At 72.6% G+C, this 24,923-nt stretch carries 20 protein-coding genes and 1 pseudogene; 10 read left to right on the top strand and 11 right to left on the bottom strand.

Going from position 1 to position 24,923, the window contains the following annotated elements; translation table 11 throughout:
• Positions 1-3 precede the first annotated feature (3 nt).
• Positions 4-657 carry a GTP-binding protein gene (locus CP973_RS33075; RefSeq protein WP_244410170.1) on the top strand — a complete coding sequence of 218 codons (654 nt, stop codon included), beginning with the start codon at positions 4-6 and terminating at the stop codon, positions 655-657.
• A gap of 40 nt (positions 658-697) precedes the next feature.
• The gene (locus CP973_RS33070) at positions 698-1,948 is read left to right on the top strand and encodes a styrene monooxygenase/indole monooxygenase family protein (RefSeq protein WP_150247484.1); all 1,251 of its coding nucleotides are present in this window, start codon (positions 698-700) and stop codon (positions 1,946-1,948) included.
• A 10-nt stretch (positions 1,949-1,958) separates the two neighbouring features.
• Here CP973_RS33070 and CP973_RS33065 read toward each other — a convergent pair whose 3' ends face one another.
• From CP973_RS33065 to CP973_RS33040, 6 genes and pseudogenes are all read right to left on the bottom strand, one after another.
• Positions 1,959-3,494, bottom strand: a complete 1,536-nt coding sequence (locus tag CP973_RS33065) for an alpha/beta hydrolase (protein ID WP_244410169.1) — start codon at positions 3,492-3,494, stop codon at positions 1,959-1,961.
• Positions 3,495-3,599: 105 nt separating this feature from the next.
• On the bottom strand, positions 3,600-4,805 hold the full coding sequence (locus CP973_RS33060; protein ID WP_244410168.1) for a C40 family peptidase: 1,206 nt from the start codon (positions 4,803-4,805) through the stop codon (positions 3,600-3,602).
• Between the two features lie 206 nt (positions 4,806-5,011).
• Positions 5,012-6,028, bottom strand: a pseudogene (locus CP973_RS33055) (chitinase); the annotation flags it as partial.
• Positions 6,029-6,428: 400 nt separating this feature from the next.
• Positions 6,429-6,692 (bottom strand): hypothetical protein, encoded by a 264-nt coding sequence (locus CP973_RS33050; RefSeq protein WP_150247481.1) that lies wholly within the window; start codon positions 6,690-6,692, stop codon positions 6,429-6,431.
• Positions 6,693-6,776: 84 nt separating this feature from the next.
• The gene (locus tag CP973_RS33045; RefSeq protein ID WP_150247480.1) at positions 6,777-7,517 is read right to left on the bottom strand and encodes a TetR/AcrR family transcriptional regulator; all 741 of its coding nucleotides are present in this window, start codon (positions 7,515-7,517) and stop codon (positions 6,777-6,779) included.
• 93 nt (positions 7,518-7,610) lie between these two features.
• The gene (locus tag CP973_RS33040) at positions 7,611-8,558 is read right to left on the bottom strand and encodes an AurF N-oxygenase family protein (protein ID WP_150247479.1); all 948 of its coding nucleotides are present in this window, start codon (positions 8,556-8,558) and stop codon (positions 7,611-7,613) included.
• A gap of 169 nt (positions 8,559-8,727) precedes the next feature.
• Here CP973_RS33040 and CP973_RS33035 point away from each other — a divergent pair, with 169 nt between their 5' ends.
• Complete coding sequence (locus tag CP973_RS33035; RefSeq protein ID WP_150247478.1) at positions 8,728-9,849, top strand: ferritin-like domain-containing protein; 1,122 nt, start codon at positions 8,728-8,730, stop codon at positions 9,847-9,849.
• A gap of 79 nt (positions 9,850-9,928) precedes the next feature.
• Here CP973_RS33035 and CP973_RS33030 read toward each other — a convergent pair whose 3' ends face one another.
• From CP973_RS33030 to CP973_RS33015, 4 genes are all read right to left on the bottom strand, one after another.
• The gene (locus CP973_RS33030) at positions 9,929-10,765 is read right to left on the bottom strand and encodes an ABC transporter ATP-binding protein (RefSeq protein ID WP_150247477.1); all 837 of its coding nucleotides are present in this window, start codon (positions 10,763-10,765) and stop codon (positions 9,929-9,931) included.
• 66 nt (positions 10,766-10,831) lie between these two features.
• Positions 10,832-11,335, bottom strand: a complete 504-nt coding sequence (locus CP973_RS33025) for an HD domain-containing protein (protein WP_244410167.1) — start codon at positions 11,333-11,335, stop codon at positions 10,832-10,834.
• 59 nt (positions 11,336-11,394) lie between these two features.
• Positions 11,395-12,849, bottom strand: a complete 1,455-nt coding sequence (locus CP973_RS33020) for a penicillin-binding transpeptidase domain-containing protein (RefSeq protein WP_150247476.1) — start codon at positions 12,847-12,849, stop codon at positions 11,395-11,397.
• Positions 12,846-14,318: an FtsW/RodA/SpoVE family cell cycle protein gene (locus CP973_RS33015; protein WP_150247475.1), complete on the bottom strand. Its 1,473-nt coding sequence runs from the start codon at positions 14,316-14,318 to the stop codon at positions 12,846-12,848. The genes CP973_RS33020 and CP973_RS33015 overlap by 4 nt, the downstream gene beginning before the upstream one ends.
• 806 nt (positions 14,319-15,124) lie before the next feature.
• Here CP973_RS33015 and CP973_RS33010 point away from each other — a divergent pair.
• The 3 genes from CP973_RS33010 to CP973_RS33000 all read left to right on the top strand — a co-directional run bounded on the left by CP973_RS33010 (position 15,125) and on the right by CP973_RS33000 (position 18,136).
• Positions 15,125-16,363 carry a cytochrome P450 gene (locus CP973_RS33010; protein ID WP_208853420.1) on the top strand — a complete coding sequence of 413 codons (1,239 nt, stop codon included), beginning with the start codon at positions 15,125-15,127 and terminating at the stop codon, positions 16,361-16,363.
• Between the two features lie 273 nt (positions 16,364-16,636).
• Positions 16,637-17,386 (top strand): hypothetical protein, encoded by a 750-nt coding sequence (locus CP973_RS33005; protein WP_150247473.1) that lies wholly within the window; start codon positions 16,637-16,639, stop codon positions 17,384-17,386.
• 120 nt (positions 17,387-17,506) lie between these two features.
• Positions 17,507-18,136 carry a class F sortase gene (locus CP973_RS33000; protein ID WP_244410166.1) on the top strand — a complete coding sequence of 210 codons (630 nt, stop codon included), beginning with the start codon at positions 17,507-17,509 and terminating at the stop codon, positions 18,134-18,136.
• Positions 18,137-18,235: 99 nt separating this feature from the next.
• Here the strand turns inward: CP973_RS33000 and CP973_RS32995 are convergent, their stop codons facing one another.
• Positions 18,236-19,468 (bottom strand): cytochrome P450, encoded by a 1,233-nt coding sequence (locus CP973_RS32995; RefSeq protein WP_150247472.1) that lies wholly within the window; start codon positions 19,466-19,468, stop codon positions 18,236-18,238.
• A gap of 396 nt (positions 19,469-19,864) precedes the next feature.
• On the opposite strand from CP973_RS32995, the gene CP973_RS41510 reads away from it, so the two are divergent.
• From CP973_RS41510 to CP973_RS32980, 4 genes are all read left to right on the top strand, one after another.
• Positions 19,865-19,987 carry a hypothetical protein gene (locus tag CP973_RS41510; RefSeq protein WP_280119043.1) on the top strand — a complete coding sequence of 41 codons (123 nt, stop codon included), beginning with the start codon at positions 19,865-19,867 and terminating at the stop codon, positions 19,985-19,987.
• 255 nt (positions 19,988-20,242) lie between these two features.
• Positions 20,243-21,076 (top strand): sugar phosphate isomerase/epimerase family protein, encoded by an 834-nt coding sequence (locus CP973_RS32990; protein ID WP_150247471.1) that lies wholly within the window; start codon positions 20,243-20,245, stop codon positions 21,074-21,076.
• A gap of 25 nt (positions 21,077-21,101) precedes the next feature.
• On the top strand, positions 21,102-21,473 hold the full coding sequence (locus CP973_RS32985) for an acyl carrier protein (protein WP_208853344.1): 372 nt from the start codon (positions 21,102-21,104) through the stop codon (positions 21,471-21,473).
• Positions 21,470-24,916, top strand: coding sequence for a thioester reductase domain-containing protein (locus CP973_RS32980; protein ID WP_150247470.1), 3,447 nt, complete (start codon positions 21,470-21,472; stop codon positions 24,914-24,916). The genes CP973_RS32985 and CP973_RS32980 overlap by 4 nt, the downstream gene beginning before the upstream one ends.
• Positions 24,917-24,923: the final 7 nt, after the last annotated feature.

Below are 24,923 nucleotides of genomic sequence, written 5' to 3'. Positions count from 1 at the left end.
ACGATGACGGCCGCCGCGGCCGGGGTGGCCGGAGCGCCGCAGGTGTCCGCCGGGGAACCGGTGCTCGACGAGGAGGCGGGGCTCCAGAGCTGGCAGACGGATCGTTCCCGCGCCCCCATCGCCACCAAGATCGTGGTGGCCGGCGGCTTCGGCGTGGGCAAGACGACCTTCGTCGGCTCGGTCTCCGAGATCACCCCGCTGCGGACCGAGGCGGTGATGACGCAGGCCAGCGAGGGCACGGACGACCTGTCCGCCACCCCGCAGAAGACCACGACCACGGTCGCGATGGACTTCGGGCGGATCACCCTCGACTCCGACCTGGTGCTGTATCTGTTCGGTACGCCGGGGCAGCAACGTTTCTGGTTCATGTGGGACGACCTGGTGCGCGGCGCGATCGGCGCGGTCGTCATGGCCGACACCCGCCGTCTGGACGACTGCTTCCCCGCGCTCGACTACTTCGAGAGCTGCGGTCTGCCGTACGTGGTCGCGGTCAACCACTTCGAGGGGACGGCCGAGTACGCCGTCGAGGACGTACGCGAGGCGCTGACCGTGCCGCCGCACGTGCCCGTCGTGATCATGGACGCGCGCAAGCGGATCACGGTCGTCGAGTCGCTGCTCGCGCTGGTCGCGCACGCCCTCGAAACCACTCCCGAATAGCCCGAGCCGCCCCCCCCGTACCTGGGAAGAGAGCACAACCATGCGGAAGATACTCATCGTCGGAGCCGGCCAGTCCGGGCTCCAGCTCGCCCTCGGGCTCCAGTCCCAGGGCTATGAGGTCACCCTCATGTCCAATCGCACCGCCGACGAGATCCGCGCCGGCCGGGTCATGTCCACGCAGTGCATGTTCCACACCGCGCTCCAGCACGAGCGCGACCTCGCGCTGAACTTCTGGGAGAGCCAGGCCCCGCGCATCGAGGGCCTCGGCGTCTCGGTCGCCGCCCCCGGCAGCCACGCGGAGCCCGGCGGCACGCAGCGGGCCGTCGACTGGGTGGGCAAGCTGGACGGGTACGCGCAGTCCGTCGACCAGCGCGTGAAGATGGCCGGCTGGATGGAGACCTTCGCGCAGCGCGGCGGCCAGCTCGTCATCCACGGCGCAGCCGTCTCCGACCTCGACTTCTTCGCGAGCCGCTACGACCTGACGCTGGTCTCCGCAGGCAAGGGCGAGCTGGTGTCGATGTTCGCGCGGGACGCGTCCCGTTCGCCGTACGACGCCCCGCAGCGCGCGCTGTCCGTCGCGTACGTGCACGGCCTGGGCCCGCGCCCGGAGCACCCGGACTTCGACGCGGTGCGCTGCAACCTCGTACCGGGCGTCGGCGAGCTGTTCATCATGCCGACGCTGACCAACTCGGGCCGCGCCGACATCCTCTTCTGGGAGGGCATCCCCGGCGGCCCGCTGGACGTCTTCGCCGGCATCCGGGACCCCAACGAGCACCTGGCGACGACCCTGGAGCTGATGGAACGCTTCACCCCCTGGGAGTACGCGCGCGCCACCAAGGTCGAGCTGACCGACGCCAACGGCACCCTCGCCGGGCGCTACGCGCCGACCGTGCGCAAGCCCATCGGCCGGCTCCCCTCCGGCGGACTGGTCCTCGGCGTCGCGGACGTCGTGGTCGCCAACGACCCGGTCACCGGCCAGGGCTCCAACTCGGCGTCCAAGTGCGCCGCCTCGTACCTCGCCTCGATCATCGAGCACGGCGACCGGCCCTTCGACGCGGAGTGGATGCAGACGGCCTTCGACCGCTACTGGCAGACCGCCCGGCACGTCACGAAGTGGACCAACGCGATGCTGGCGCCGCCGCCGGAGCACGTGCTGAACCTGATCGGCGCGGCCGGACAGCTCCAGCCGGTCGCCGACCGGTTCGCGAACGGGTTCAACGACCCGGCCGACTTCGAGAACTTCTTCTTCGAGGCGGAGAAGACCCAGAAGTACCTCGCCTCGCTCGGCTAGCGGCCGGGATTCAGCCGGTGGTCCCCGGCGCCGGGCACGTGGTGTCCCGCGCGGGGGCCGCGCCCGTCAGCAGGTACCGGTCGACCAGGGAGTCCACGCACGGATTGCCGTTCCGGTACTGGCCGTGGTCACCGCCGCCGACGGTGACCAGACGGGAGCCGCGCAGGGCCCGGTGGGCCCCGAGCGCGCCTTCGTAGTGGGCGGCAGGGTCGCGCCGCGAGGCGAGCATGAGCGTCGGCGGCAGGCCCTTGCCGGTGACGTGGACGCGCGGGGCGTGGGAGGCGGGCCAGGCGGCGCAGGTCGCCGTGAAGGCCAGGGCCCGCGCCCCGGCCAGCGGGTACGTCCGGGTGTAGTCGGCGGTACGCCGCACCCAGCCGTCCATGTCCCGGCTCCACGGAGTGTCGTTGCAGGTCACCGCGGCGAACTCGGCGAGGAACGCCGGACTGAGGTAGTCGCCGAAGACCTTCCGGGCCGTGCCGCGCTCGGCCGGTGTGGCCGTGTCCCAGTGGTCGAGGGCGGCCAGCGCGGTGGCCAGCGGGGCGAAGCGGCGCGCGTTGTACATCGCGTTGACGGCACCGTTGTCCAGCACGTTGGGCGTCACCCGCCGGCCGTTGCCCAGGTCGGCCGGGTGCGCGCGCAGGACCCGCCGCCGCGCCTCCCACTTCTCCTTCGCCTCGGCCGCGGTGCGCCCGTAGTGGTACGAGGTGTCCCGCGCGGCCAGCCACGGCAGGAAGTCCTGCTCGAACCGGCGCTGGAAGCTGAGCGGCTGGCCCTCCTCGAAGGCCTGCCAGGTGCCGGCGAAGCCGACCGGGCTGTCCAGGACGAGCCGGTCGACGCGGTGCGGGAACTCCGTCGCGTAGTAGGCGCCGATCATGGTCGCGTACGAAGGGCCGTAGTACGCGATCCTGCGGGCGCCGAGCAGCGTGCGGAACAGGTCCATGTCGCGCACGGTCTGGTCGGTGGTGATGTACGGCGCCAGCCCGCCGCTGCGCTCCTGGCAGGCGCGCGCCAGCTGCCGCGAGCGCCGCACGACACCCCGTACCGCCGCGGGCGAGCGGTCCCGCGCGTCGTCGCCGAAGAAGGCGTCGAACTCCGTCCTGGTCTGGCAGGTGAGGGGTGTGCTGAGCGGCAGCCCGCGCTGATTGAAGCTCACGATGTCGTACGCGGCGGCCACCGCGGGGGAGCCTTCGGCGAAGTCGGCCGGTCTGAGCAGGCCCTGACCGCCCGGCCCGCCCGCCGCCATCATCAGCACACCGCGCCGGGCCGCCGGGTCGGCCGCCCGGTGCCGGGAGACGGAAACGCCGAGGTCCGGGCCGTCAGCAGGGTGGTGCCAGTCGCGCGGCACGGTCATCGTCGCGCACTCCAGCGACGGCTTGCCGTCGCAGGCGTGCCAGCTGAGCCGCTGCTCCGTGTAGCGCGCCGGAACGCGCGCGCCGCCCGCGGCCGCTGCGGGCCCGGTGGCCGCCGGCAGCAGCGCGGCCACCGCCATGGTCACCAGCCCCGCGGCGGAAGCCCTCCGCCACCGCCGCCCTCCGAAAACTCGCATACGTTCCTCCCCTGTAGGCACGTACGGCTGTGTGCCGCACGGCAACGATGCTGCGCCGCGCGGCCGGGGGAGTCGATGGAGCAGGGGTGAGTCCCGGGGGTGGTGTCAGTACCACCGCGGCGGCACATAGGTGCGCAGGGCCGCCGCGTCCCGGTCCGGGCGGACCGCGCCGAGCAGCGGGTTCGCCGCGATGGGGGAGACCTTGATCCTGGTGCCGGGGCGCGGGGCCTGCACCACCATGCCGTCGCCCAGGTACATCGCGACGTGCGTGGCGCCGGGGAAGTAGATCACCAGGTCGCCGGGGCGCAGCGCGTGCAGCGGTACGTGCGGGAGCCGCCGCCACTGCTCCTGGCTGGTGCGCGGGATGGCCCGCCCGGCGTGCGACCACGCCTGCGAGGTGAGGCCGGAGCAGTCGAAGGAGTCGGGCCCCTGCGCGCCCCAGACGTACGGCTTGCCGACCTGCCGCAGGCCGTACCGTACGGCCCGGTCGCCGCTCGCCGACGGCGCCCGCGACCCGCTCAGCTCGCCGGACGCCAGCAGACGGTCCTGCGCGTCGTCCGTACTCCGCTGTTCGAGCGCGTCCAGCTCTCCGAGCTGGTCGTCGGAGAGCGTGGCGAGCAGTTTCTCGACCTCCTTGAGCCGTTCCGTCACCGCGTCGCGCTGCCGCTTGCGCCGCTCGGTGAGCACCTGCTGCCGGTCCAGGGCCGCCCGCGCCTGCCGGGCCAGCCCGTTGGCCCGCTTCTCGGCGCCGGTCAGCCGCGCGACGGCGGCGGCCTGGCTGCCGGCCGCCTCCTTGAGCAGGTGGCCCTCCTCCAGCACTTCCTCCGGATCGGCGGACAGCAGCATGCGCAGGTACGTGGACAGCCCGGCGGCGCCGCTGCCCTGGTACTGCCGGCGGGCCAGCCGCCCCGCGTCGGCCTGTCCGTCGGCGAGCCGCGTGCGGGCACGGGCCAGCCGTTCGTTGAGGTCCCGGGACTTCGCGCGCTCCGCCTTCAGGTCCTCCTCGGTGGCGTTGTACGCCTCGGTGGCCTGCTCGGCGCGGCGGTAGAGGTCCTGGAGGCGGGTCAGGAGGCGGCGGGGGGAGGCGTCGTTTCCAAGAGCGGCGGTGCTGGAGTCGGTGGTGTCACCGGAATCCGTCGTCTCCTCAGATGTGGCCGTTTCCCCGGCCCTGGAGGCCTCCCCGGCCGCCGCCGGATCCGGCTCGGGAGCGGCGTGTACGGGGGCCGCGGGCAGCGTCAGCGTGACCGCGCCCACCAGCGCCATCGCGCAGACCGACCGTACGATCCGGCCCGTCCCGGACCGACCCGACATGCACCGCTGCGACACGAACCCACCTCCGACGGACCGCTGTGGCTCCGGCGGACCCGCGGCCCGCCGTCCGATTCGTTCGGATCGTGCCACGGTGGTCGTATCTTCGCCGTGGGGGTGCGGCCACCGGGGCGGTACGCTCACCCGATCGGGCGCCGGAGGCGTGTCCCGGCGCCCGACGGCGGTCGCGGTGTGCTGCTGAGGCGCAGTCAGCTCCCGTAGTACGCGTCGAAGTTCTTCTGGAACTCCCAGCCGCCGAACCGGTCCCAGTTGATCGACCAGGTCATCAGGCCCCGCATGCCGGGCCAGCGGCCGTGGGTCCGGTAGCTGCCGCAGTCGGTGCCCCGGGTGAGGCAGTTGAGGGCCTTGGTCACCTCGGCGGGCGCGGTGTGCCCGTTGCCCGCGTACGGGGAGGCGGGCAGGCCGATGGCGACCTGCGACGGCTTCAGCGGCGGGAAGACGTTGTCCCGGTTGCCGGCGACCGGGAAGCCGGTCAGCAGCATGTCGGTCATCGCGATGTGGAAGTCCGCGCCGCCCATGAAGTGGTACTGGTTGTCCAGGCCCATGATCGGGCCGGAGTTGTAGTCCTGGACGTGCAGCAGGGTCAGGTCGTCGCGGAGCGCGTGGATGACCGGCAGGTACGCGCCGGCGCGCGGGTCCTGGCCGCCCCAGGGGCCGGAACCGTAGAACTGGTATCCGAGCTGGACGAAGAACGTCTCCGGCGCCATCGTCAGCGTGAACCCGGCGCCGTATCTCGCCTTGAGGGTCTTCACCGCCGAGATCAGGTTGACGATCGCCGGGGTCCTCGGGTTCCTGAAGTCGGTGTCGCCGGTGGCCAGCGAGAGGGAGTGGCCCTCGAAGTCGATGTCCAGGCCGTCCAGCCCGTACCGGTCGATGATCGCGCCGACCGACTGCACGAACCGGTCGCGGGCGGCGGTGGTGGTCAGCTGGACCTGCCCGTTCTGCCCGCCGATCGATATCTGCACCTTCTTGCCTGCGGCCTGCTTCGCCTTGACCGCGGCCTTGAACTCCGCCTCGCTCTCCACGCCCGGGCACTCCGTCCTGGGGCAGAGCGAGAAGCGGATGTCGCCGGAGGTGACCGAGGTCGGCTCGCCGAAGGCCAGGTTGACGATGTCCCAGCTGTCCGGCACGTCGGCCAGGCGGGTGTAGCCGGAGCCGTTGGCGAAACTGGCGTGCAGGTAGCCGACGAGGGCGTGCTCGGGGAGTGCTCGCGCACGGGCGGCCGGTGCGGGCGCGGAGGCCGGGGCGGCCTGGACCGGGGAGGTGAACAGGGCCGTGGCGCCGAGGAGGCCGGCGGCGACGGTGGCGAGAGCGGCGGTCAGGGGTCTCCTGGACAGGCGGCGTCTGCGGCGCATGGGGGGTGCTCCTTGTCGTCGGCGGTACGGAGGGGACGTACGCGCGTGCCGAAACGGGAGGGGCCGCCCCTGCGGGGGTGGGGCCTTGCCAGGGAGGCGCAAGCGCGGCTCCCCCCTGGGCAGGCAGCAAACAGGACTAGACCAGTACTGTCAATGGTCCGGACCAGAGTGGACGTGCCGGACGGCGCGCCGGGGGAGGCCGTCCGCCGCGCGGCCGACGCCGCGGCCGGCCATGCGGTCGCCCGCGTGATCAACGCCGCCCGGACCACGGCCACTTCGGCCCGCCCCGCGGCTTCCCCTCCGGGTCGTACTCGTACTTCCACCCCCGTGGCAGCCCCAGCCGCCCCACCCGGCCCGGCGCCCGCCGGTACAGGTGCACCGTCGGCGGGCTGCCGTCGTCGTTCGGCACCGGGATCTCGTACGTCTTCGGCGGCTGGCCGGTCGCGCCGACGAGGACCGGCAGCACCCGTCCATCGAGCGGGCCGCCGACGAACGGGGTGTTCTCACTTCTCACCCCACCAGTCTCACATCCTCCTGGCGGCCGGTGAAAGCGCAGGTCAGGCCAGGTTCGGCGGGGATGCGGCCGGACGGGTGGCGGTCACAGGAGGTGGGCCGCGTCCCCCACGACGGGCAGGACGCGCCGGGCCAGCACGCCGACCGGGCCCTCGCCGGACTCCATCGCCAGCGCCGCGCGCGTCACCTGCGCGGCCTGCTCGTCGGTCGCCGCGGTCGCGGTCAGCAGCGCCACGAAGTGGTCGACCAGCCAGTCGCGCAGTTCGTCCAGCGCCGGCTGCTTGTCCTCGTCCAGCCAGATCAGCGACGCGGCCTCGACGGCGGTGATCCACGTACGCACCGCCATCCGCAGCCGGGGCGACGGGGCGGGGGCGCCGAGGTGGTGCAGGATCTGCTCGGCGGCCGTACGCCGCACCTCGTCGACGATCGCGGACGTACGGGCCGTCTCGACGACGCTGCCGCCCTGGAGCAGGGCGCTGAACCCGGCGTCGTGCTCGTCCACGAAGGCCAGGTAGCGGTCGAGCGCCCGGCCGAGGCGCCGCGTCAGCGGGCCTTCCTCCGGCTCGTCGAAGCAGCCTTCCAGTATGTCGGCCGCGCTGCGCAGGGCCGCCTCGTACAACTGCTGCTTGCCGCCGGGGAAGTAGCGGTAGACGAGCGGACGGGAGACCTCCGCGGCGTTCGCCACGTCGTCCAGCGACACGTCTTCCGGGGCGCGCTGGGCGAACAGCCCCAGGGCGGCCGTGAGGAGTTGGGAGCGGCGCTCCTCGACGCTGAGCCGCCGGTAGGCGGGCCGGGGTACTGCTGGGGCGGTGCCGCTGCCGTTCATTCCAGCAGCGTAACCGCCCCGTCGGGCAGGCGCCGGGGCGGGTGCGGGAGCACGGGGCGCACCCGCGCGTACGTACCCGCGCTGCGCCGGTGCCTACGCCAGCAGCCCCGAGCTCTTCCAGAGCTTGCGGCCGACGCCGCGCAGGACGCCGATGTCGTCCAGGAACTCCGTCAGCCGGCCCGCGCCGGACTGCATCACCTCACGCCGGTGCCCGCTCGCCTTCACCTGGGCGACCGCCTCCCGCCGGTCCAGCCCGACGTTGGTGTACACCTGCGGGTTGACGAACGCGATGGAGAAGACGCGGGCCGCCTCCCCGCAGCTGAGCCGGGTCAGTTCCCGCTCCCAGCGCGGCGCCGTGACCATCTGGCGGCGCAGTTCCTCGCGGGCGTAGCGGACGTGCCGGGCCTCCTCGACGACGTGGATGCGGGTGACGCCGCGCACGATCGTCTGGACCCGCTCGTCCGGGAAGGTCAGCCGCTGCATCCAGTCGAGGATCTCCTCGCCGAGCAGCGTGCAGGCGAACGAACCGGGAGTGGTGGAGACGGTCTTGAGGACGCGCGCCAGGTTGTGGTTGAGGCGGGAGACGGGGTACGAGGGCGCCTCGCCCTTCTGGATCATGCGCGCGAACATCTTCGAGTGCCGGCACTCGTCGGCTATCTCGGTCAGCGCGTAGCGCACATGTGCACTGGTGACGGACTTGTCGTAGATGTGCCGGACCAGCAGCTGCATCAGGATGATCTCGAACCAGATGCCCAGCGAGGCCAGCGAGGCGGCCTCGTGCCGGGACAGCTCCATCCGCTGCTCCTCGGACATCTTCTTCCACAGCGGGGTGTCGTAGAGGGACACCAGCTCCGGCGGCCAGAACCACTTGCCCTCTTCCAGGGGCGCGTCCCAGTCGAGTTCGGTGTCCGGGTCGAAGGAGTGCTTGGCGGAGGAGTCGAGCAGCCGTTCCGCCACCTGCTCGCGGTCCTTGAGCAGCCCGAGGGCGTCCCGGAGGACTTCCGGCTCCGTCACGGTCGTCGCTGTCGTCACGGTTGTCATGGCTGTGGCTACCTCGCTCGTGGGTTACCCGCGGTCACCGTCTTATGAGACTGCGTGTCAGCAAGCGCGTCAATCCCCTGTGCGCGAATTGTTGACCCGCCGGTAAGTTCGTGTGAGCCTGCCAACGACCGTCCCCGGCAAGCGGGTCGGGCCGAGCGAGGAGGCGTGGATGTCGAGCCGCGAGCTGTACGCACAGGCCCCGGGCGCCTACGAGTGGACCGTGCCGGCCGGCAGCCCGGCCCGCTTCAGCTGGGAGTACGACGACGGCCGGGAACGGCTGCTCGCCCTCTACCAGAAGGGCAAGGACAAGCAGTGGGACGCCAACCTGCGCATCGACTGGGCGCAGGAGGTGGACCCGTACAACCCGCTCGGCACCCCGGACGAGTCGGTGGCCCTGTACGGCACGCCCTACTGGGACCGGATGTCGGAGCAGGAGCGCGGTGAACTGCGGCAGCACTACGCCTCCTGGCAGTTCAGCCAGTTCCTGCACGGCGAGCAGGGCGCGATGGTGTGCGCCGCGCGCATCGTGGAGACCGTCCCCGACCTCGACGCGAAGTTCTACTCCGCGACCCAGACCATGGACGAGGCCCGGCACGCGGAGATCTACGGCCGCTTCCTCAAGGAAAAGATCGGGATGCTCTACCCGGTCAACGACAACCTCCAGGCGCTCCTGGGGGACACCCTCAGGGACTCCCGCTGGGACATGCCGTACCTCGGCATGCAGGTGCTGATCGAGGGCCTCGCGCTGGCCGCCTTCGGCATGATCCGCGACACCACCACCATGCCGCTGCCCCGGCAGATCCTCGCCTACGTCATGCAGGACGAGGCCCGTCACGTCGCCTTCGGCCGGCTGGCGCTGCGCGACTACTACAAGCAGCTCACCGACGCCGAACTGCGCGAACGCGAGGAGTTCGTCATCGAGGGCTGCTACCTGATGCGCGACCGGCTGCGCGGCCTGGAGGTGCTGGAGAACTTCGGCGTCCCCCACCAGGAGGCCGCCCACCTCACCGAGAACTCCAAATTCCTCCATCTCTTCCGCAAACTGCTCTTCAGCCGCATCGTGCCGTGCGTGAAGGACATCGGCCTGTGGGGCGAACGCCTCCAGCAGGCGTACGTGGACATGGGCGTCTTCGAGCTGGGCGACTCCAACCTGGACCAGCTGATGGCCCAGGACGAGGAACTGGCCGAACAGCTCGACGCCGAACGCTTCGCGAAGGAAGAGCGCGAACGTACGGCGGAGGTGGCCGAGGCGATCGCCGAGGGCGTCAAGTCCGAGCAGTTGGACAGCTGACACCACCCGGACCGCTGACACCACCCGGACCGCTGACGCCACCCCGGCCTGCTACCGCAACGAACCGGTGCCGGCGCCCTTAGCGCCGTCCCGAACGGGCGAGCCAGCGGCCGTCATGGCGGGACACCTCGATGGGACGGCCGAAGCAGGCCGTCATGCGCTCGCCGGTGAGGACGTCCGCCACCGGCCCCAGAGCTTGCACTCGCCCCTCCCGCAGCAGCAGCGCGTGGCCGATGGCGGGGGAGAGCTCCTCCAGGTGGTGGGTGACGGTGACGGTCGCCAGGCCGGGGCGGCCCTTGGCCAGGCGGTGCATCGTGTCGATCAGGTCCTCCCTGGACGGCAGGTCGAGCGCGTTGAACGGCTCGTCCAGGAGGAGCAGTGACGGATCGGCCATCAGCGCGCGGGCGATGAGCAGCCGGGCCCGCTGGCCCCCGGAACACACGCCGTACGGCCGGTCCGCCAGGTCCTTGCACTCCAGCTCGGCCAGCAGTTCGTGCGCGCGCTCGCGGGTCGCGTCGTCGTACTTCCCCCACAGCGGCTGCACGGTTCCGGTCGCACCGGTCAGGACCACGGTGTGGCCCGTGGCGTCCTGGGGCACCTTCTGCGCGCTGGAGACCAGGCCGATCGCGGCACGCAGTTCGCGTACGTCCACGGTGCCGAGGCGGTGGCCCAGCACCTCGACCGTGCCCGTCGTCGGGAACATCAGCGCGCCGATCAGCCGCAGCACCGTGGTCTTGCCCGCACCGTTGGCGCCGAGCAGGGCCCAGTGCTCACCGGAGCGTACGGTCCAGTCGATGCCGTCGAGGATGACCTGCCCGGTGGTGAAGCGGCGGACGCTCGCGTCGTGGAGGGCCGCGATCACCTGGGTGCCGGGGGCCGAGGAGGCGGTGGGGTCCGAGGGCTCCGAGGTCGTCATGGCGGGCAGGTTAGCTGTATGGAGCAGCTTTGTGAGGGCGGTGTCCGGGGTGTGGACCGCGGACCCCTATGCCAGCCCCAGCAGCGCCCGCACCCGGGCGTACTTCACGGTCAGCCGCTCCCGGGTCGCCGCGTCCAGCACCGCCAGCCGCGCCGGATCCGCGTTGTGCGCCAGGTCCGCCTGCTTGACCAGCAGCGCGCCGGGCGTGGCCAGGATGCGGGCCGTGTACGCCTCGACCGGCTCGCCCCGGCGTTTGGTCACCGCGCGGACCATCGCCTTGGTGCGGGGTGTGAGCGCGGCGCCGTCCAGCCACGCGGGCGGCAGCGCGTCGTCCTCGATGGCGTCGTGCAGCCAGGCGGCGGCGATCTGTTCGTCGTTGCCGCCGCGCGCCCGGACCCCCTCGGCGACCGCCGCCAGGTGCTCCGCGTACGGGCGCCCCGCCTTGTCCGTCTGTCCTTCGTGCGCGCGGCGGGCCAGCGCTTCGACCTCGGAGAGCGGCAGCACGGCGGCCGGGCCCCGGTTCTGGCCGGCGGCCTGCCGGCCGCGTTCCTTCCGGTGCGTACGTACCATGCGTATCCCTGCCCCCTCGCGAAGTACGGCCCCGCGTCCATCCCCGGTCTTCCTCTGCGTCACCGTAGCGCGGCCTGCATCACCGCGCGGGCGATGGGCGCCGCGTTGCCGCCGCCGCTGATGTCCGCCCGGTCGGCCGCCGCGTCCTCGACGACCACCGCCACGGCCACCGCCGGATCGCGCGCGCCGTCGCGCTTCGCCCAGGAGATGAACCAGGCGTACGGCGTGCCCTCGTTGTGCACCCCGTGCTGCGCGGTGCCGGTCTTGCCGCCGACGGTGGCGCCGTCGATCGCCGCGCTGCCCCCGGTGCCCCGGGTGACCACCCCCGTCATCAGCTCCTGGAGACGGCGTGCGGTGTCCCGGCTCATGGCCCGGTGCAGGGTCCGCTGCCGGGTGGCGGAGACGGTTCGGCCGTCCGCGGCGGTCACCTTGTCCACCAGGTGGGGGGCTTTGACCTCGCCGTCGTTGGCCACCGCCGCGGCGACCATCGCCATCTGGAGCGGGGTGGCGGTGGTGTCGTACTGGCCGATGGCCGAGAGCGCCAGCTGCGCGTCGTTCATGTCGGTGTCGAAGATGCTGCGGGCGGCGGTGGAAGGGATCTTCAGGTCCGCGTCGTTGAAGCCGAAGTTCCGCGCCGTCTCCGTCATGCCGTCCAGGCCCACGTCCACGCCCAGGCGGGCGAAGACGGTGTTGCAGGACACCTCGAAGGCGTGGCGCAGCGACGCGTTCGCGCAGCCGCCCGCCTCATTGCCGAGCCGCGTGGACGTCCCCGGAAGGGTGTAGGGGCTCGGGGTGCGGGTGGCCGCGTCCAGGTCCGTGACCTTGCGGTGGTCCAGTGCCGCCGCGGCCGTGACGACCTTGAAGGCCGAGCCCGGCGGGTACGTCTGCTTCAGCGCCCGGTTGAGCATCGGCTGTTCGCCGCCCCGGTTGAGCCGGTCCCAGGCCGCGGTGACCGCCCGCCCGGTGCCGGCCAGCTCGTTCGGATCGTACGAGGGCGTGCCGGCCAGCGCGAGGATCTTGCCGGTGCGCGGCTCGACGGCGGCCACCGCGCCCTTCTTGCCGCCCAGCCCCGCGAACGCGGCCCGCTGCGCCGCGGCGTCGATCGTGGTGTGCACGTCGCCGCCCGGCTGCTGCTCGCGGGTGATGTCCGTCCACAGCGGGACCGGGGCGAGCCGGGGGTCGGTGCCGGACAGCACGCCGTCCTCGGCGTGCTCCAGCAGCGAGGTGCCGTAGACCTGGGAGGCGTAGCCGGTGACGGCGGCGTACAGCGGCCCCTCGGTGTAGGTGCGCTCGTAGCGCAGCCGCCCGCCGCTGTCCCGGGACCCAGTGACCGGCCAGCCGTCGACCAGGATGTTCCCGCGCGGCTGGCTGTAACGGGTGAGGGCGGTGCGCCGGTTGGCGGGGTTCGCGTCGTAGGCGTCGGCCTCGAAGACCTGGACGCGGGCGGCGTTCAGAAGCAGCGCGACGAGCAGCACCAGGCCGAAGACGCTGGCCCGGCGGATGTAGCGGTTCACCGTTCCCGCTCCTTCCCGCCGCCGGGCCCGAACCCGTACCCGGACCAGTACGGGGTGTCCTCCTCCCCGTACGGCCCGGCCGAGGCACCGGACCGGCCGCCGGGATGCGCGGCGGCGATGACCCCGGCCTCGGCGGCGGGCGGGGCCGGGCGGCGGGCGCTGTCGCTGATCCGGATGAGCAGCGCGACGATAATCCAGTTGGTGACGACGGACGAGCCGCCCTGGGCGAGGAACGGCATCGCCATGCCGGTCAGCGGAATCAGCCCCATCACCCCGCCCGCGATGACGAAGACCTGGATCGCCAGCAGGGAGGCGAGGCCCACGGCCAGCAGCCGGCCGAACGGGTCGCGCAGCGCCAGGCCCGCCCGGTAGCCGCGGGCGACCAGCAGCGCGTACAGCAGGAAGAGCACGGTCAGGCCGACCAGGCCCAGCTCCTCGCCGAAGGTGGCCAGGATGAAGTCCGACTTCATGGCGAAGCCGATGAGCGCGGAGTGGCCCTCGCCCAGGCCGGTGCCGAGCATGCCGCCCGCGGCGAAGGCGAACAGCGACTGGGCGAGCTGGCCGGCGCCGCGGCCCGCGTCGATGCTCGCGAACGGGTGCAGCCAGTCCGAGACCCGGCTGTGCACATGCGGTTCGAGGGAGCCCACGGCGGCGGCGCCGGCGGCGGCGAGCAGCAGGCCCATCGCGATCCAGCCGGTGCGGCCGGTGGCCACGTACAGCAGGACGACGAAGACGCCGAAGAAGAGCAGCGAGGTCCCCAGGTCGCGTTCGAGGACCAGGACGCCGACGCTGATCAGCCAGATGGTCAGGATCGGGCCGAGCACCCGGCCGGTGGGGAACTGGTAGCGCCACATCCGCCTGCCCACATGGGTGAGGGCGTTGCGGTTGGCCGCCAGGTAGGCGGCGAAGAAGACGGTGAGCAGGATCTTCGCGAACTCGCCGGGCTGGAAGGAGAACCCCGCCACCCGGATCCAGATCTTGGCCCCGTTCACCGCGGGGAAGAAGATCGGGACGATCATCAGGGCGAGGCCGGCGGCCACCGACACGTACGCGTACCGCTGGAGGACCCGGTGGTCGCGGAGCAGCAGGACGACGGCGGCGAACAGGGCGACGCCGAGGGCCGACCAGACCAGCTGGGTGGGCGCCGCCTGGTTCCGCGGCGTCTCCAGGTCGAGCCGGAAGATCAGCACCAGCCCGAGCCCGTTGAGCAGCACGGCGATGGGCAGCAGCAGGGGATCGGCGTACGGCGCCCGGAACCTGACGGCGAGGTGGCCGAGGAGGGCCAGGGCGCCGAGGCCCGCGCCGTAGCTCACCGCGTCGCCCGGCACCGCGCTCTGCCGGGCGAGCCCGACGTCGATGTACCCGTAGACGCTGATGAGGACGGCACCGACGAGGAGCACCAGCTCGGTGCCCCGGCGTCTGGGCAGTCTCAGGCCCGGTGGGGGAGCGTCCGCCGTGGTTGCGGTCATGTCGGGCAACGTAGCAAGCGCCGGGAAATATGTCCTTTATGTCGGGACGGGCGGGGCGCGTGGTGCGGCGTGGGCGGTGTGGGCGGGGTGAGGTGGCCGGGTGCGGGTGCGGGTGCGGGTGCGGGGGTGCGTGGGAAGGGCGGTCCGTGAGGGAAGGGCCGTGCGGGCACGGTTTCCGGGAGAGCGGGGTATGGAGCGCGTCCGGCGGGCGGGTCGCATGGGCGCGGAATCCCGGGCCGGGCGGGCACGATTTTCCGGGGCGGGTGGAGTGGGCCGCTCCCCGGTGGGCCCGTCCGCGGGTGGGCCGGGGCGGCCGGACGCGAGGAGCGGCGTACGGGTTGCCCCGTTCGCCCGTGACGGAAACCGTGGGCGGCGCACCCCGCATACGGTTGGCTTTCACCTCTGGAGTCCGGTACGCGCGCCACTCCGGCGGTGTGTCCGGCGGGGGTGGCCTACTGGCCCGGTAACGGGGCCGGTTCGCCGGACCGTCCGGCTGCCGAGGCCTTCTCCGGGGCGCCCCTAGGGGGCGAACAAGGGTTGTTCCGTGATTGGGCGCAATGGCAGTTTGTAAACTCGACCTCAGACCGCGCGCACACATATGTACAAGGCTGAGCTCGTCACGCTGGATGCGGCCGACCGGTCCATGGCGCACGTCACATCCGCGAACGCCGAGCGGATGTCCCGGCGTTCGGCAGTCCATACGGGGGGCCGCCGAGGGCGGGTGACCGTCCCCCTCGACGAAAGGCAGTATTAGCGTCATGACGACTCTCCGTTCCCGGATCATCGCCTGGGCCGGCCGCCTGTATATGGCAAGGACGCGGAAGAAGGGCTTCGACCTGTCTCGGATGTCTTTCTTGCCCGACTCTGTGCTGATGCCGTTGCGGCGTCAGGGGCTGGACCCGGTGGGCGAGCTGGCGACGGTGCGCGAGCAGGAGCCCATCGCGAAGCTGCCGGTGCCGATCGCCGCCAATGTGTGGCTCGTCACCGGATACGACGAGGTCAAGGCGGTACTGGGCAAGGCCAACGCCTTCAGCTCGGACTTCACCAACCTCATCGGCCAGGCCGGCGCCAGCACCGACCAGAACCCCGGCGGCCTCGGATTCGCCGACCCGCCGGTGCACACCCGGCTGCGCCGCCTGCTGACCCCCGAATTCACCATGCGCCGGCTCGGCCGGCTCACCCCCCGCATCCACGAGATCGTGGAGGAGCGGCTGGACGCCATGGAGAAGGCCGGCAGCTCCGGTGAGCCGGTCGACATCGTGGAAACCTTTGCGCTGCCGATTCCGTCGCTGGTCATTTGTGAACTGCTCGGTGTGCCGTACGAGGACCGCGCGGACTTCGAGCGGCTGAGCGCCGCGCGCTTCGACCTCTTCAGCGGCGCCAACGCGTCCTTCGGTGCCATATCGGAATCGCTCGCCTATTTCCGTGAGGTGGTCAAGAAGCAGCGGCAGAATCCGGGCGACGGCCTGCTCGGCATGATCGTCAAGGAGCACGGTGACTCGGTCAGCGACGAGGAGCTGGCGGGCCTGGCCGACGGCGTGCTGACCGGCGGCTTCGAGACCACCGCGAGCATGCTGGCGCTGGGCGCCCTGGTTCTCCTCCAGGACCCCGAGCACTTCGCCGCCCTCAAGGACGGCGACGAGGCGGCCGAGCGCTACGTCGAGGAGCTGCTGCGCTACCTCACCGTCGTCCAGGTGGCCTTCCCGCGCTTCGCGCGCGAGGACCTGGAGATCGCCGGTGTGCAGATCGCCAAGGGCGACGTGGTGCTGTGCTCGCTCAGCGGCGCCGACCGGGACGGCAAGCTCGGCCCCGACATGGAGCGCTTCGACCCGTCCCGCAACGTTCCCTCGCACCTCGCCTTCGGCTACGGCATACACCGCTGCGTCGGCGCCGAGCTGGCCCGTATGGAGCTGCGCGCCGCCTACCCCGCGCTGGTGCGGCGGTTCCCGAACATGCGGCTCGCGGTGGCGCCGGACGCGCTGGAATTCCGCAAGCTGTCGATCGTGTACGGAATCGAGTCGCTGCCGGTGCACCTCGGCGGCTGAGGCGGCACAGAGCTTCGCATTTCAACGACCGGGTACCCGGCCGAAAGGCCGAGTGCCCGGTCGCCGCTTTTCCGCCGCAAGGACGAGAAACGGGGAATTCCGCCGGGACCTGGGACCCGGAAAGCGCGGGAGTTGCCGTCCCGTGTCCGCATCTCCGGCCGGTTGTTACAAATCCGGCGAATTGCCGTGATGCGGGCTGCCTAGCTTCAACGGTGTCGTCGGCGCACCGCCGGACGGCGATCTTCAGTCCGGACAACCGAAAAGGAAATCCTGATGACCATCACCCGCCGCCGCAGCCTTGTCCGCACCACCGCCGTCGCGGCCGTCGCCGGTTCCGCGATGCTGCTGCCCGCCGCTGCCGCCTTCGCCGACAGCCCGCAGCCGACCACCGCGGGGAGCCCCGGGGCCGCCGGGGACCAGCAGCAGAAGGACGACCGGCAGAAGGGCGGCCAGAAGCGGGACGACCAGAAGAACGACAACGGCCAGAAGAGCGACAACGGCCCGAAGGGCGACAACGACCAGCGGAAGGGCGACCGCAAGCTGGTCCGTACGCAGAATCTGTCCGGCGGATTCCTCGCCAAGGTCTACAAGCTGGGTCCGAACCATTTCCAGGCCGACATGTACGCCAAGGACCCGGGCACCGGCAAGCTCGTCAAGATGGACACGCTGGAGACCAAGGGCGGAAAGCCCGCCTACGGCCGGCACAATGGCGCGCATTTCGTCCTGCGGTCCGACGGCACCCTGACCTCGTGGGTCGAAGGGGGCGACAAGAAGGACGAGAAGAAGGGCGAAGGGAAGGACGGCAGGAAGGGCGCGCACCCGGGCGAGAAGGGGAACCAGCGGCAGGACGGCGGTCAGCAGACCAAGGTCACGCCGAAGGGCGGCGTCAAGGCCGGTGCCGAGGGCGTCGGCGGGACGCCGGACACCCCGGCCGTGCTGCTCGCCGGGGGCGGCGCCGCCGCGGCCGCCGCGGGCCTGGGCTTCGCGCTGCTGCACCGCCGCAAGGCCCGCGAGGACGCCTGAGCCGCGCCACCGGTCCGGGCCCGGGCCGCTCCGCCCGCACCGGAGCGGCCCGTTCCGGTCGGCTGCCGGCCGCCCACCGCCCTCCTGGGCCTTCTCTCTCCGTACCCACCAGGAGTCACCGTGACCACGTCCACCACGTCTCGCCCCGGCCGCAACGGACGGATCGCACCGATCGCCGCACTGAGCGCCCTCGCGCTCGCCGCCTGCGGCGTCCTGACCGCCTGTGGCGGCGGCCCCGGCCCGGACGTACGGATGGACAACGCCGCCACCCGGCCGGCCGGACAGGCCGCCGCGCCGATGCAGCGGTCCGAGCCCACCCGTGTACGGATCCCGTCGGCCGGGGTGGACAGCCGCCCGGTCCTCCCGCTCGGCCTCACCGGCGACGGCGAACTGGACGTGCCCCCGGTGGACAAGGCGGACAAGGCGGGCTGGTTCACCAAGGGGGTCACCCCCGGCGAGAAGGGCCCGGCCGTCCTCGTCGCGCACTACGACACGGCGAGGGGCCCGGCCCTGATGAAGAACGTCGGGAAGATGAAGATCGGTGACGTCATCGAGGTCGGCCGCGCCGACGGCACCACCGCCACCTTCGCCGTGCGCGAGATCCAGCAGGTCGACAAGAAGCACTTCCCCACGGACCGGGTGTACGGGAACACCGGCCGCCCCGAACTGCGCCTGCTCACCTGCGGCGGCCCGATCGTGAACGGCCACCGCTCGGACAACATCGTCTTCTACGCGGACCTGGTGAAGTGACCCGCGGCGCGCCTCCGACGGCACCCCGGACCGGGGCCGCCGCGCCGCGACCGGCCCGCGTACTCTCCGCGCCGGCCGTGGCCCGGGCCCGCGGCCCCGCTACCGCGCCCGCAGTGTGACCGGCAGACTGGTCACACCGCTCAGCAGGTTGGAGTAGTTGCGCCGGGTGTCCCCGCACAGCTCCACCGACGCCACCAGTTCGCGCAGCGCGGTCAGCATGGCGGCGATCTCCGCCCGGCCGAGGTAGGCGCCGAGGCAGAAGTGCGGGCCGTAGCCGAAGGACAGGTGCTTGTTGGGGGTGCGGTCGAGCCGGAAGCGCTCCGGGGCCTCGAAGACCTCCTCGTCCATGTTCGCGGAGTCGTTCCACAGCGTGACGATGTCCCCGGCCCTGATCACCTGGCCCTGGGTGCCGACCGGTACGTCCTCCAGCGCCGTCCGGCCGAAGTGCAGCGCGGGCGTCGTCCACCGCAGGATCTCGTCGACGGCGGTGGGGATGTCCGCCTCGCCGCTCTGCAACGCCCGCCACTGGTCGGGGTGTTCGACGAGCGCGAGCACGCCGCCGGTCATCGACATCCGGCTGGTCTCGTCACCGCCGATGATCAGGCTGTAGCAGTTGACCACGATCTCGTCCATGGTCAGCGGCTCGCCCTCGATGGTGCCGGTGGCCAGCACGCTGATCGCGTCGGAGCCCGGGTTCGCGCGGCGCTCCTCGGCCAGCGTGCCGAAGTAGGCGAGGATGTCGTTGCGCGCCTGCCAGGCGGCGGCGGGCGACTGGGCGGCGCCGTCGTTGCCGAGGGCCGTCGCGGTCAGCTCCAGCACCTTCGCGCGGTCCGCCCCGGGCACGCCCATCAGGTCGCAGATCGCGGTGAGCGGGATGTCCGCGGCCACGTCCCGGGCGAAGTCGCATTCCCCGCGGGCGACCGCCTCGGCGACCAGCGCGCGGGTGGACTGCCGGATGTTCTCCACCACGCCTTCGAGAGCGCGCGGCGAGAACGCCTTGAGCAGGATCTTGCGGATGTCGGAATGCCGTGGCCCGTCCGTCACCGCGGCCATCATGCCCGCCGCCGAATCGCCGCCCATCAGCAGCGTGGTGAGCACATTTCCCTTCTCCGACGTGAACCGTTTGTCGTCCCGGTAGATCTCGGAAACGTCCGCGTGCCGGGAAACGACCCAGAAGCCCGGCGCGCCGCCGATGGACGGGTGCCAGTGGAACGGTTGCGTTTTCCGCAGGTGCCGCCACACCTCGAACAGGTCGTACTCGGCGTGGGTGCGCGGATCGGTCAGGTCCAGTGTCGCGGTGTCACCGGGATTCAGCATGATGCGGCTGGGCATGGATTCTCCTGCTTCTCAGGCTTCTTGGAGTCGCCCGTGCGGCCGCTCCGCGACGGCACAGTAACAACTCGGCGCGGCCGGACGGGAGGTGCGCGGCGTCCGGCCGCCCACGGCCCGGCGCGGGAGCGTCGTGGAGCCGTGTGTCCCGGCCGCGGGCGTACGCCGGAGCCGGTGTCCACGCCGTCGGCCGGTGCCGTCCGGGGCCTTCGCAACGCCCTCTCCCGCTTTCGGTGGCTTCGTCCAACCACCCCTCTTGAGCTGCGGATTCGTCATCGGTCGCCGCTTCATGAGGTGACATTTCGGCATAGAGTGCGCACAGAGACGCGTGCTAGCATCCCCGTGTTCGACAGGGCCGCAACAGGTCGTCAGGATCGTTGGCCGACGGGGGCGCGAATGATGGCAATCGACGAGAGAGCGGACGCGGTGACGGGCATCGCCGCGCGCTCCGGCAGCGTGGCCCGGCGGGCCGCCGGCCGCCGCACCGCACCACCACGCCGCCCGGCGGACGCCGCCGCGTAGCGGGCCCCGGTCCGGCGTCCGGAGCCGGAACGCCGACCGCCGTCCATCTCCACGAGCGGACCGTGCCTGCCGTGAGCGGCACCGGGTCCCCTGCGTACCGGCGGGCATTTCGCCGCTCCGCGACCCCGCGCCCGCTCCGCACCGACCGCCATCGATCACAACGGAATTCCCGGCCGGCCTCTTTCCGCGCCGGCGCGGCCGAATCCCTGTGCCGTCCACGTCCTGAATGCGCACCGACTAGGAGCGGAACCAACCATGACCGGTCAGACAAGCCTCGGGCTGCTGGTGGACCAGGCGTTCTACGGTTCCCCGTACAAGGGCAAGGACGCCTGGCGGGCCGCCGCCGATCTGGGCGCCGAATGGATCTGCATCGTCGAAGAGGCGATGGAACTGGACCAGGAAAGGCTGCTGCAATTCCGCAGTGACGCGGAAGCGGTCGGCCTGCCGATCAGTTTGACGGCCTGTCACGCTTTCGGCCTCAGTGATTTCCGCGATGTCGTACGGGAATTCCACCTCAAGCGCGCCGAAATGCATGTGGACCTCACCCGCGACCTGGGTGGCGAGGTCATGAAGCTGCTGCTGGGGGACTGGTTCTGGCGTGCCATGTGGCCCGAGGAGGCGCAGTGGCGACTGCTGGTCGCCTCGGTGCGCCGCCTCGCCGAGTACGCCGAGGCGCGCGGCATCGGGCTGAGCGTCAAGCCCGAGCCCATGGACACCTCGCTCATCACCGACGTCGACGACCTCGTCCGGCTGCTGGACGACGTGGACTCCCCGGCGCTCCAGGCCAACGTCGACGTCTCCCACCTGGTCGTCGCGGGGGTGGCCGCGTCCGAGGTGGGCCGGCTGGCCGGCCGGGTGAACAGCGTGGACTACTCCGACTCCAACGGCACCTTCCACGAGCACCTGGTGCCGGGCGAGGGCGTCGCGGACATGGCCGCCTTCACCGAACAGCTCCTCGCCGTCGGCGCCGGGTGGATCGGCGTCGAGGTCGGCCCGTTCGCCGACCCGGAGAACGCCTACGACAAGGTCGGCCGGGCGATGGCCCGGTCCCGCGCCTTCTTCGAGACGGCGGCGGCGCGGCGTGCTTGATCCCGACACCCTCCCGGAGGCCCCCGTGGTGAACCCCGAAGACAGCGCGTCCGTCCCGGCGGACCCGCTCCAGCTCGTACGCCAGGCGTGGCAGGACGTGCTGGGCATCGACGAAGCGCCCCTGGAGACCGGGTTCTTCGAGGCGGGCGGCAACTCGATGCTGCTGGTCATGCTCAGCGACGAACTGTCCGACCTGACCGGCCGCGAGCTGGAGGTCGCCGAACTGTTCCGGCACGACACGGTGCGCGCGCAGGCCCGGCTGCTGGACCCGTCGTACGAGCCCGAGGCCCCGGCCCCGGTGGCCGCCGCGGCCGGCCGCGGACGGCTGCTCGGCAGCGCCCGGCGCGGGCGCGCGGACAGCGGCCCGGAGCGGGCGGAAGGGCCCGCCGCGCGATGAACAGCGAGACCGCCGTAGCGGTGGTGGGCGTCGGCTGCCGGTTCCCGGAGGCCGCGACTCCCGAGGAGTTCTGGAGCAACCTCGACAAGGGCGTGGTCTCGCTCCGGGACATCCCCGCCGAGGACCTGCGCCGCTGTGGTGTGTCCGCCGAGGCCGCCGCCGCGCCCGGCTTCGTGACCCGGGCCGGATGGGTCGAGGACCCGGAGCTGTTCGCCGCGGAGTTCTTCGGCTACCCGCCCGTCGAGGCCGAGCTGATCGACCCGCAGCAGCGCCTGTTCCTGGAGGCGTGCCGGGAGGGCCTGGAGCGGGCCGGTCACCTGCCGAACGGTGACAACGGCCCGCAGGTCGGTGTTTTCGCGGGCGCCAGCAACAGCACGTACAACACACTCCTCCAGTACGCCCGCGCCCGTACGGAGGGGCCCGCCGCCTTCGACGACCTGACGCTCCAACTCGGCGGCGGCATCGACTTCATGGCGCCCCGCGTCTCGTACAAGCTCGGCCTGCGCGGCCCTTCGATGGCCGTCCAGACCGCCTGCTCCTCCTCGCTGACCGCCGTGCACTACGCGGTCCTCAGCCTGCTCTCCGAAGAGTGCGACATCGCGCTGGCGGGCGGCAGCGGCCTGTCGTACCCCTCCGTCGGCTACCGCTACCAGCCCGGCGGCGTCCTGTCCGAGGACGGCTACTGCCGCGCCTTCGACATCCGCTCCACCGGGACCGGCGCGGGCTCCGGCATCGGCGTCGTCGTGCTGCGCCGCCTGGCCGACGCGCTCGCCGACGGCGACCCGGTCCTCGCGGTGATCCGCGGCAGCGCGGTCGGCAACGACGGCGCCCACCGGCCCGGCTTCACCGCGCCCAGCCCCGACGGCCTGGCCTCGGTGGTCGCCGCCGCGCTCACGGTGGCCGGCACCGACCCCGCCGACCTGCGCTACGCCGAGGCGCACGGCTCCGGCACACCGCTCGGCGACCAGGTGGAGCTGCGCGGCTTCATCGACGGCCTGCGCGCGGCGGGCGGCCGTCCGGCCGGCCGCGGTCACATCGCGCTCGGCACGGTCAAGGCGAACATCGGGCACGCCGGATCGGCCGCCGGCATCGCCGGGCTGATCAAGGCGGTGCACGTCGCCCGCACCGGCCACCTGGTCCCGCACCCGATGTTCGAGCACGCCCGCGACCCCGGCGTCCTCGCCGACAGCCCCTTCTACGTCCCCACCGACCTGGAGCGCTGCACCGACCCCGGACGCCAGGTGCTGGTCAACTCGATGGGCCTGGGCGGCGCCAACGCGTCCGTCGTCCTCGCCCCGCCCCCGGAGCCGGTCCGCCCCTCCGCGCCCGCCCGGCCCGTCGTACGGCTCCAGCTCTCCGCCCGTACGCGTACGGAACTGGACGCGCTCTCCCGCCGCCTGGCCGACGAGATCGACCAGGACCGTGCCCCGGTCGGGGACATCGCCCACACCCTGCGCGTCGGGCGGCAGGACTTCACCGAACGCCGGGTGGTCACCGCGGCCCCCGACCGGCTGGCCGCCGCGCTGCGCCTGCCCCGCCCGCCCGCCGCCCGCACGGTCCGCGCGGGCACCCGCCGCCCGGTGCTGGCCGTCACCGCGGCCGGGGAGCGCGCCGAGGAGATACGCACGGCCCTGCTGGCGGCGCTCGGCCGCCGTACCGAACAGCACGATGCCGTGCCCGAGGCGCTGCCCGCCGACGCCCACCTGATCATCGTCGGCGAAGGGGAGAGCGGCCCCGGCCGGTCCGTGATCTCCGCGGAGGGCGGCGCCGGCCTCGGCGAACGGATCGCCGCGGCCCTCGCGGACGCCTGGCTGCACGGCGTCCCGGTGGACGCCCGCGCGCTCGACGACGGCACCGGCCGCCGCGTCACGCTGCCCACGTACCCGTTCACCCGGCGCCGCTGCTCGGCGCTGGACGACTCGGTCTTCGACCTGCCGGGCGCCGCTCCCCAGGAGCCCGCCCGGCCGAGCGCGCCCGCCGGCCGGCCCGCCGGACTCGAAGGCGAACTGATCGCCCTCTGGGAAGAGCTGTTCGGCACCCGAGGCATCGGCCCGCACGACACCTTCGGCGCCCTCGGCGGCACCTCCCTGCTCGGCCTGCGGATGACCCTGGAGGTGCAGGAGCGGTACGGCACACTGCTCAACCTGCACCGCACCGGCGGCAGCCAGGCCACCGTCGCCCGCGTCGCCGAAGCGATCCGCGGCGCGTCGGGCCGTACGGAGAGCGAGCCCGCCGAAGCGGCGGGCGCCGCGCAGGACGCCGCCCTCGTCGACGCCGACCTGGCCCTCGAACTCCCCCCGCTCGCGCCCCGCGAGACACCGCCCGGCCCGGATGTACTGCTCACCGGCGCCACCGGCTTCGTCGGCGCCTTCCTGCTGCACGAACTCCTCCAGGACCCCGGCCACCGCGACAGCCGCGTCTACTGCCTGGTGCGCGCCGACGACGAGGAGCACGGCCGGCGGCGCCTGCGCGAGGCCGCCGCGCGCTTCCGGCTGCCCGAGCCCGACCCGGGCCGCGTCCGCGTCGTGCCCGGCGACCTGCGGGACATCGCCGAGGTGTGCGAGTCCTACGGGGACGGCGAACTGGCCCGCCGCATCGGCCACGTCGTGCACTGCGGCGCCCATGTCGTCTTCACCGAGCCGTACGAGGTCCTGCGCCCGGCCAACACCCTCGCCACGTACCACCTCCTCGGCTGGATGCGCCGCCACGGCATCGCGGACATCAGCTACATCTCCACCCTCGCCGCCTGCGGCCAGGCCCTCGGCTCCGAAGGCCGGCTGCTGGAGCGCCGCGAACAGCCCCTTGATCCGGACGCCGGCGGGTACGGCATCTCCAAGTGGGTCAGCGAACGCCTGCTGGACAAGGCCGAGCGGGACGGCATGCGCGTGCGCGTCTTCCGCCCCGGCCTGATCGGCGGCGACACCGCCACCGGCGCCTGCAACGACCTGGACCTGCTCTGGCGGCTGATCGCCGCCTGCCTGGCCATCGGCGCCCACCCGGCGGACGACATGCCGCTGCCGGTGGCGCCCATCGACCTGGTGGCCCGCGCCGTCGTGCGGCTCGGCCGCGAGCCCGGCTCCGTCGGCCGCGCGTACCACCTGGTCGGCGAGGGCACCACCACCTTCGCCGCGCTGTTCGCCGAACTGGCCGCGCTGGGCATGCCGACCCGCGGCGTGCCGGTCGCCGAGTGGGCGCGGCTGGCCGGGCGGCGGGCGCTGGAGACCGGCGACCCGGTGCTGTCGACCATGGCGCTGTACGAGACCCACGACCTGGACACGCCACGCGTGGACGTGGAGAGCCGGCTGTGGCGGCCCTGGCTGGACGAGCACGGCCTGGACCCCCGCCTGGACGGCGCACGCGCCCTGCGGGCCCTGCGCCACCTCGCCGGACGCCCGGCCTTCGCGGCCCTGTTGACCGATGTGACGGAAGGTGCGGCGCAGTGACCACCGA

The organism is Streptomyces albofaciens JCM 4342 (assembly GCF_008634025.1).
GTDB classification, from domain to species: Bacteria; Actinomycetota; Actinomycetes; order Streptomycetales; family Streptomycetaceae; genus Streptomyces; species Streptomyces albofaciens.
The sequence above is the reverse complement of the archived record's forward strand: the minus strand, read 5'-3'. Positions and strand labels throughout refer to the sequence as shown.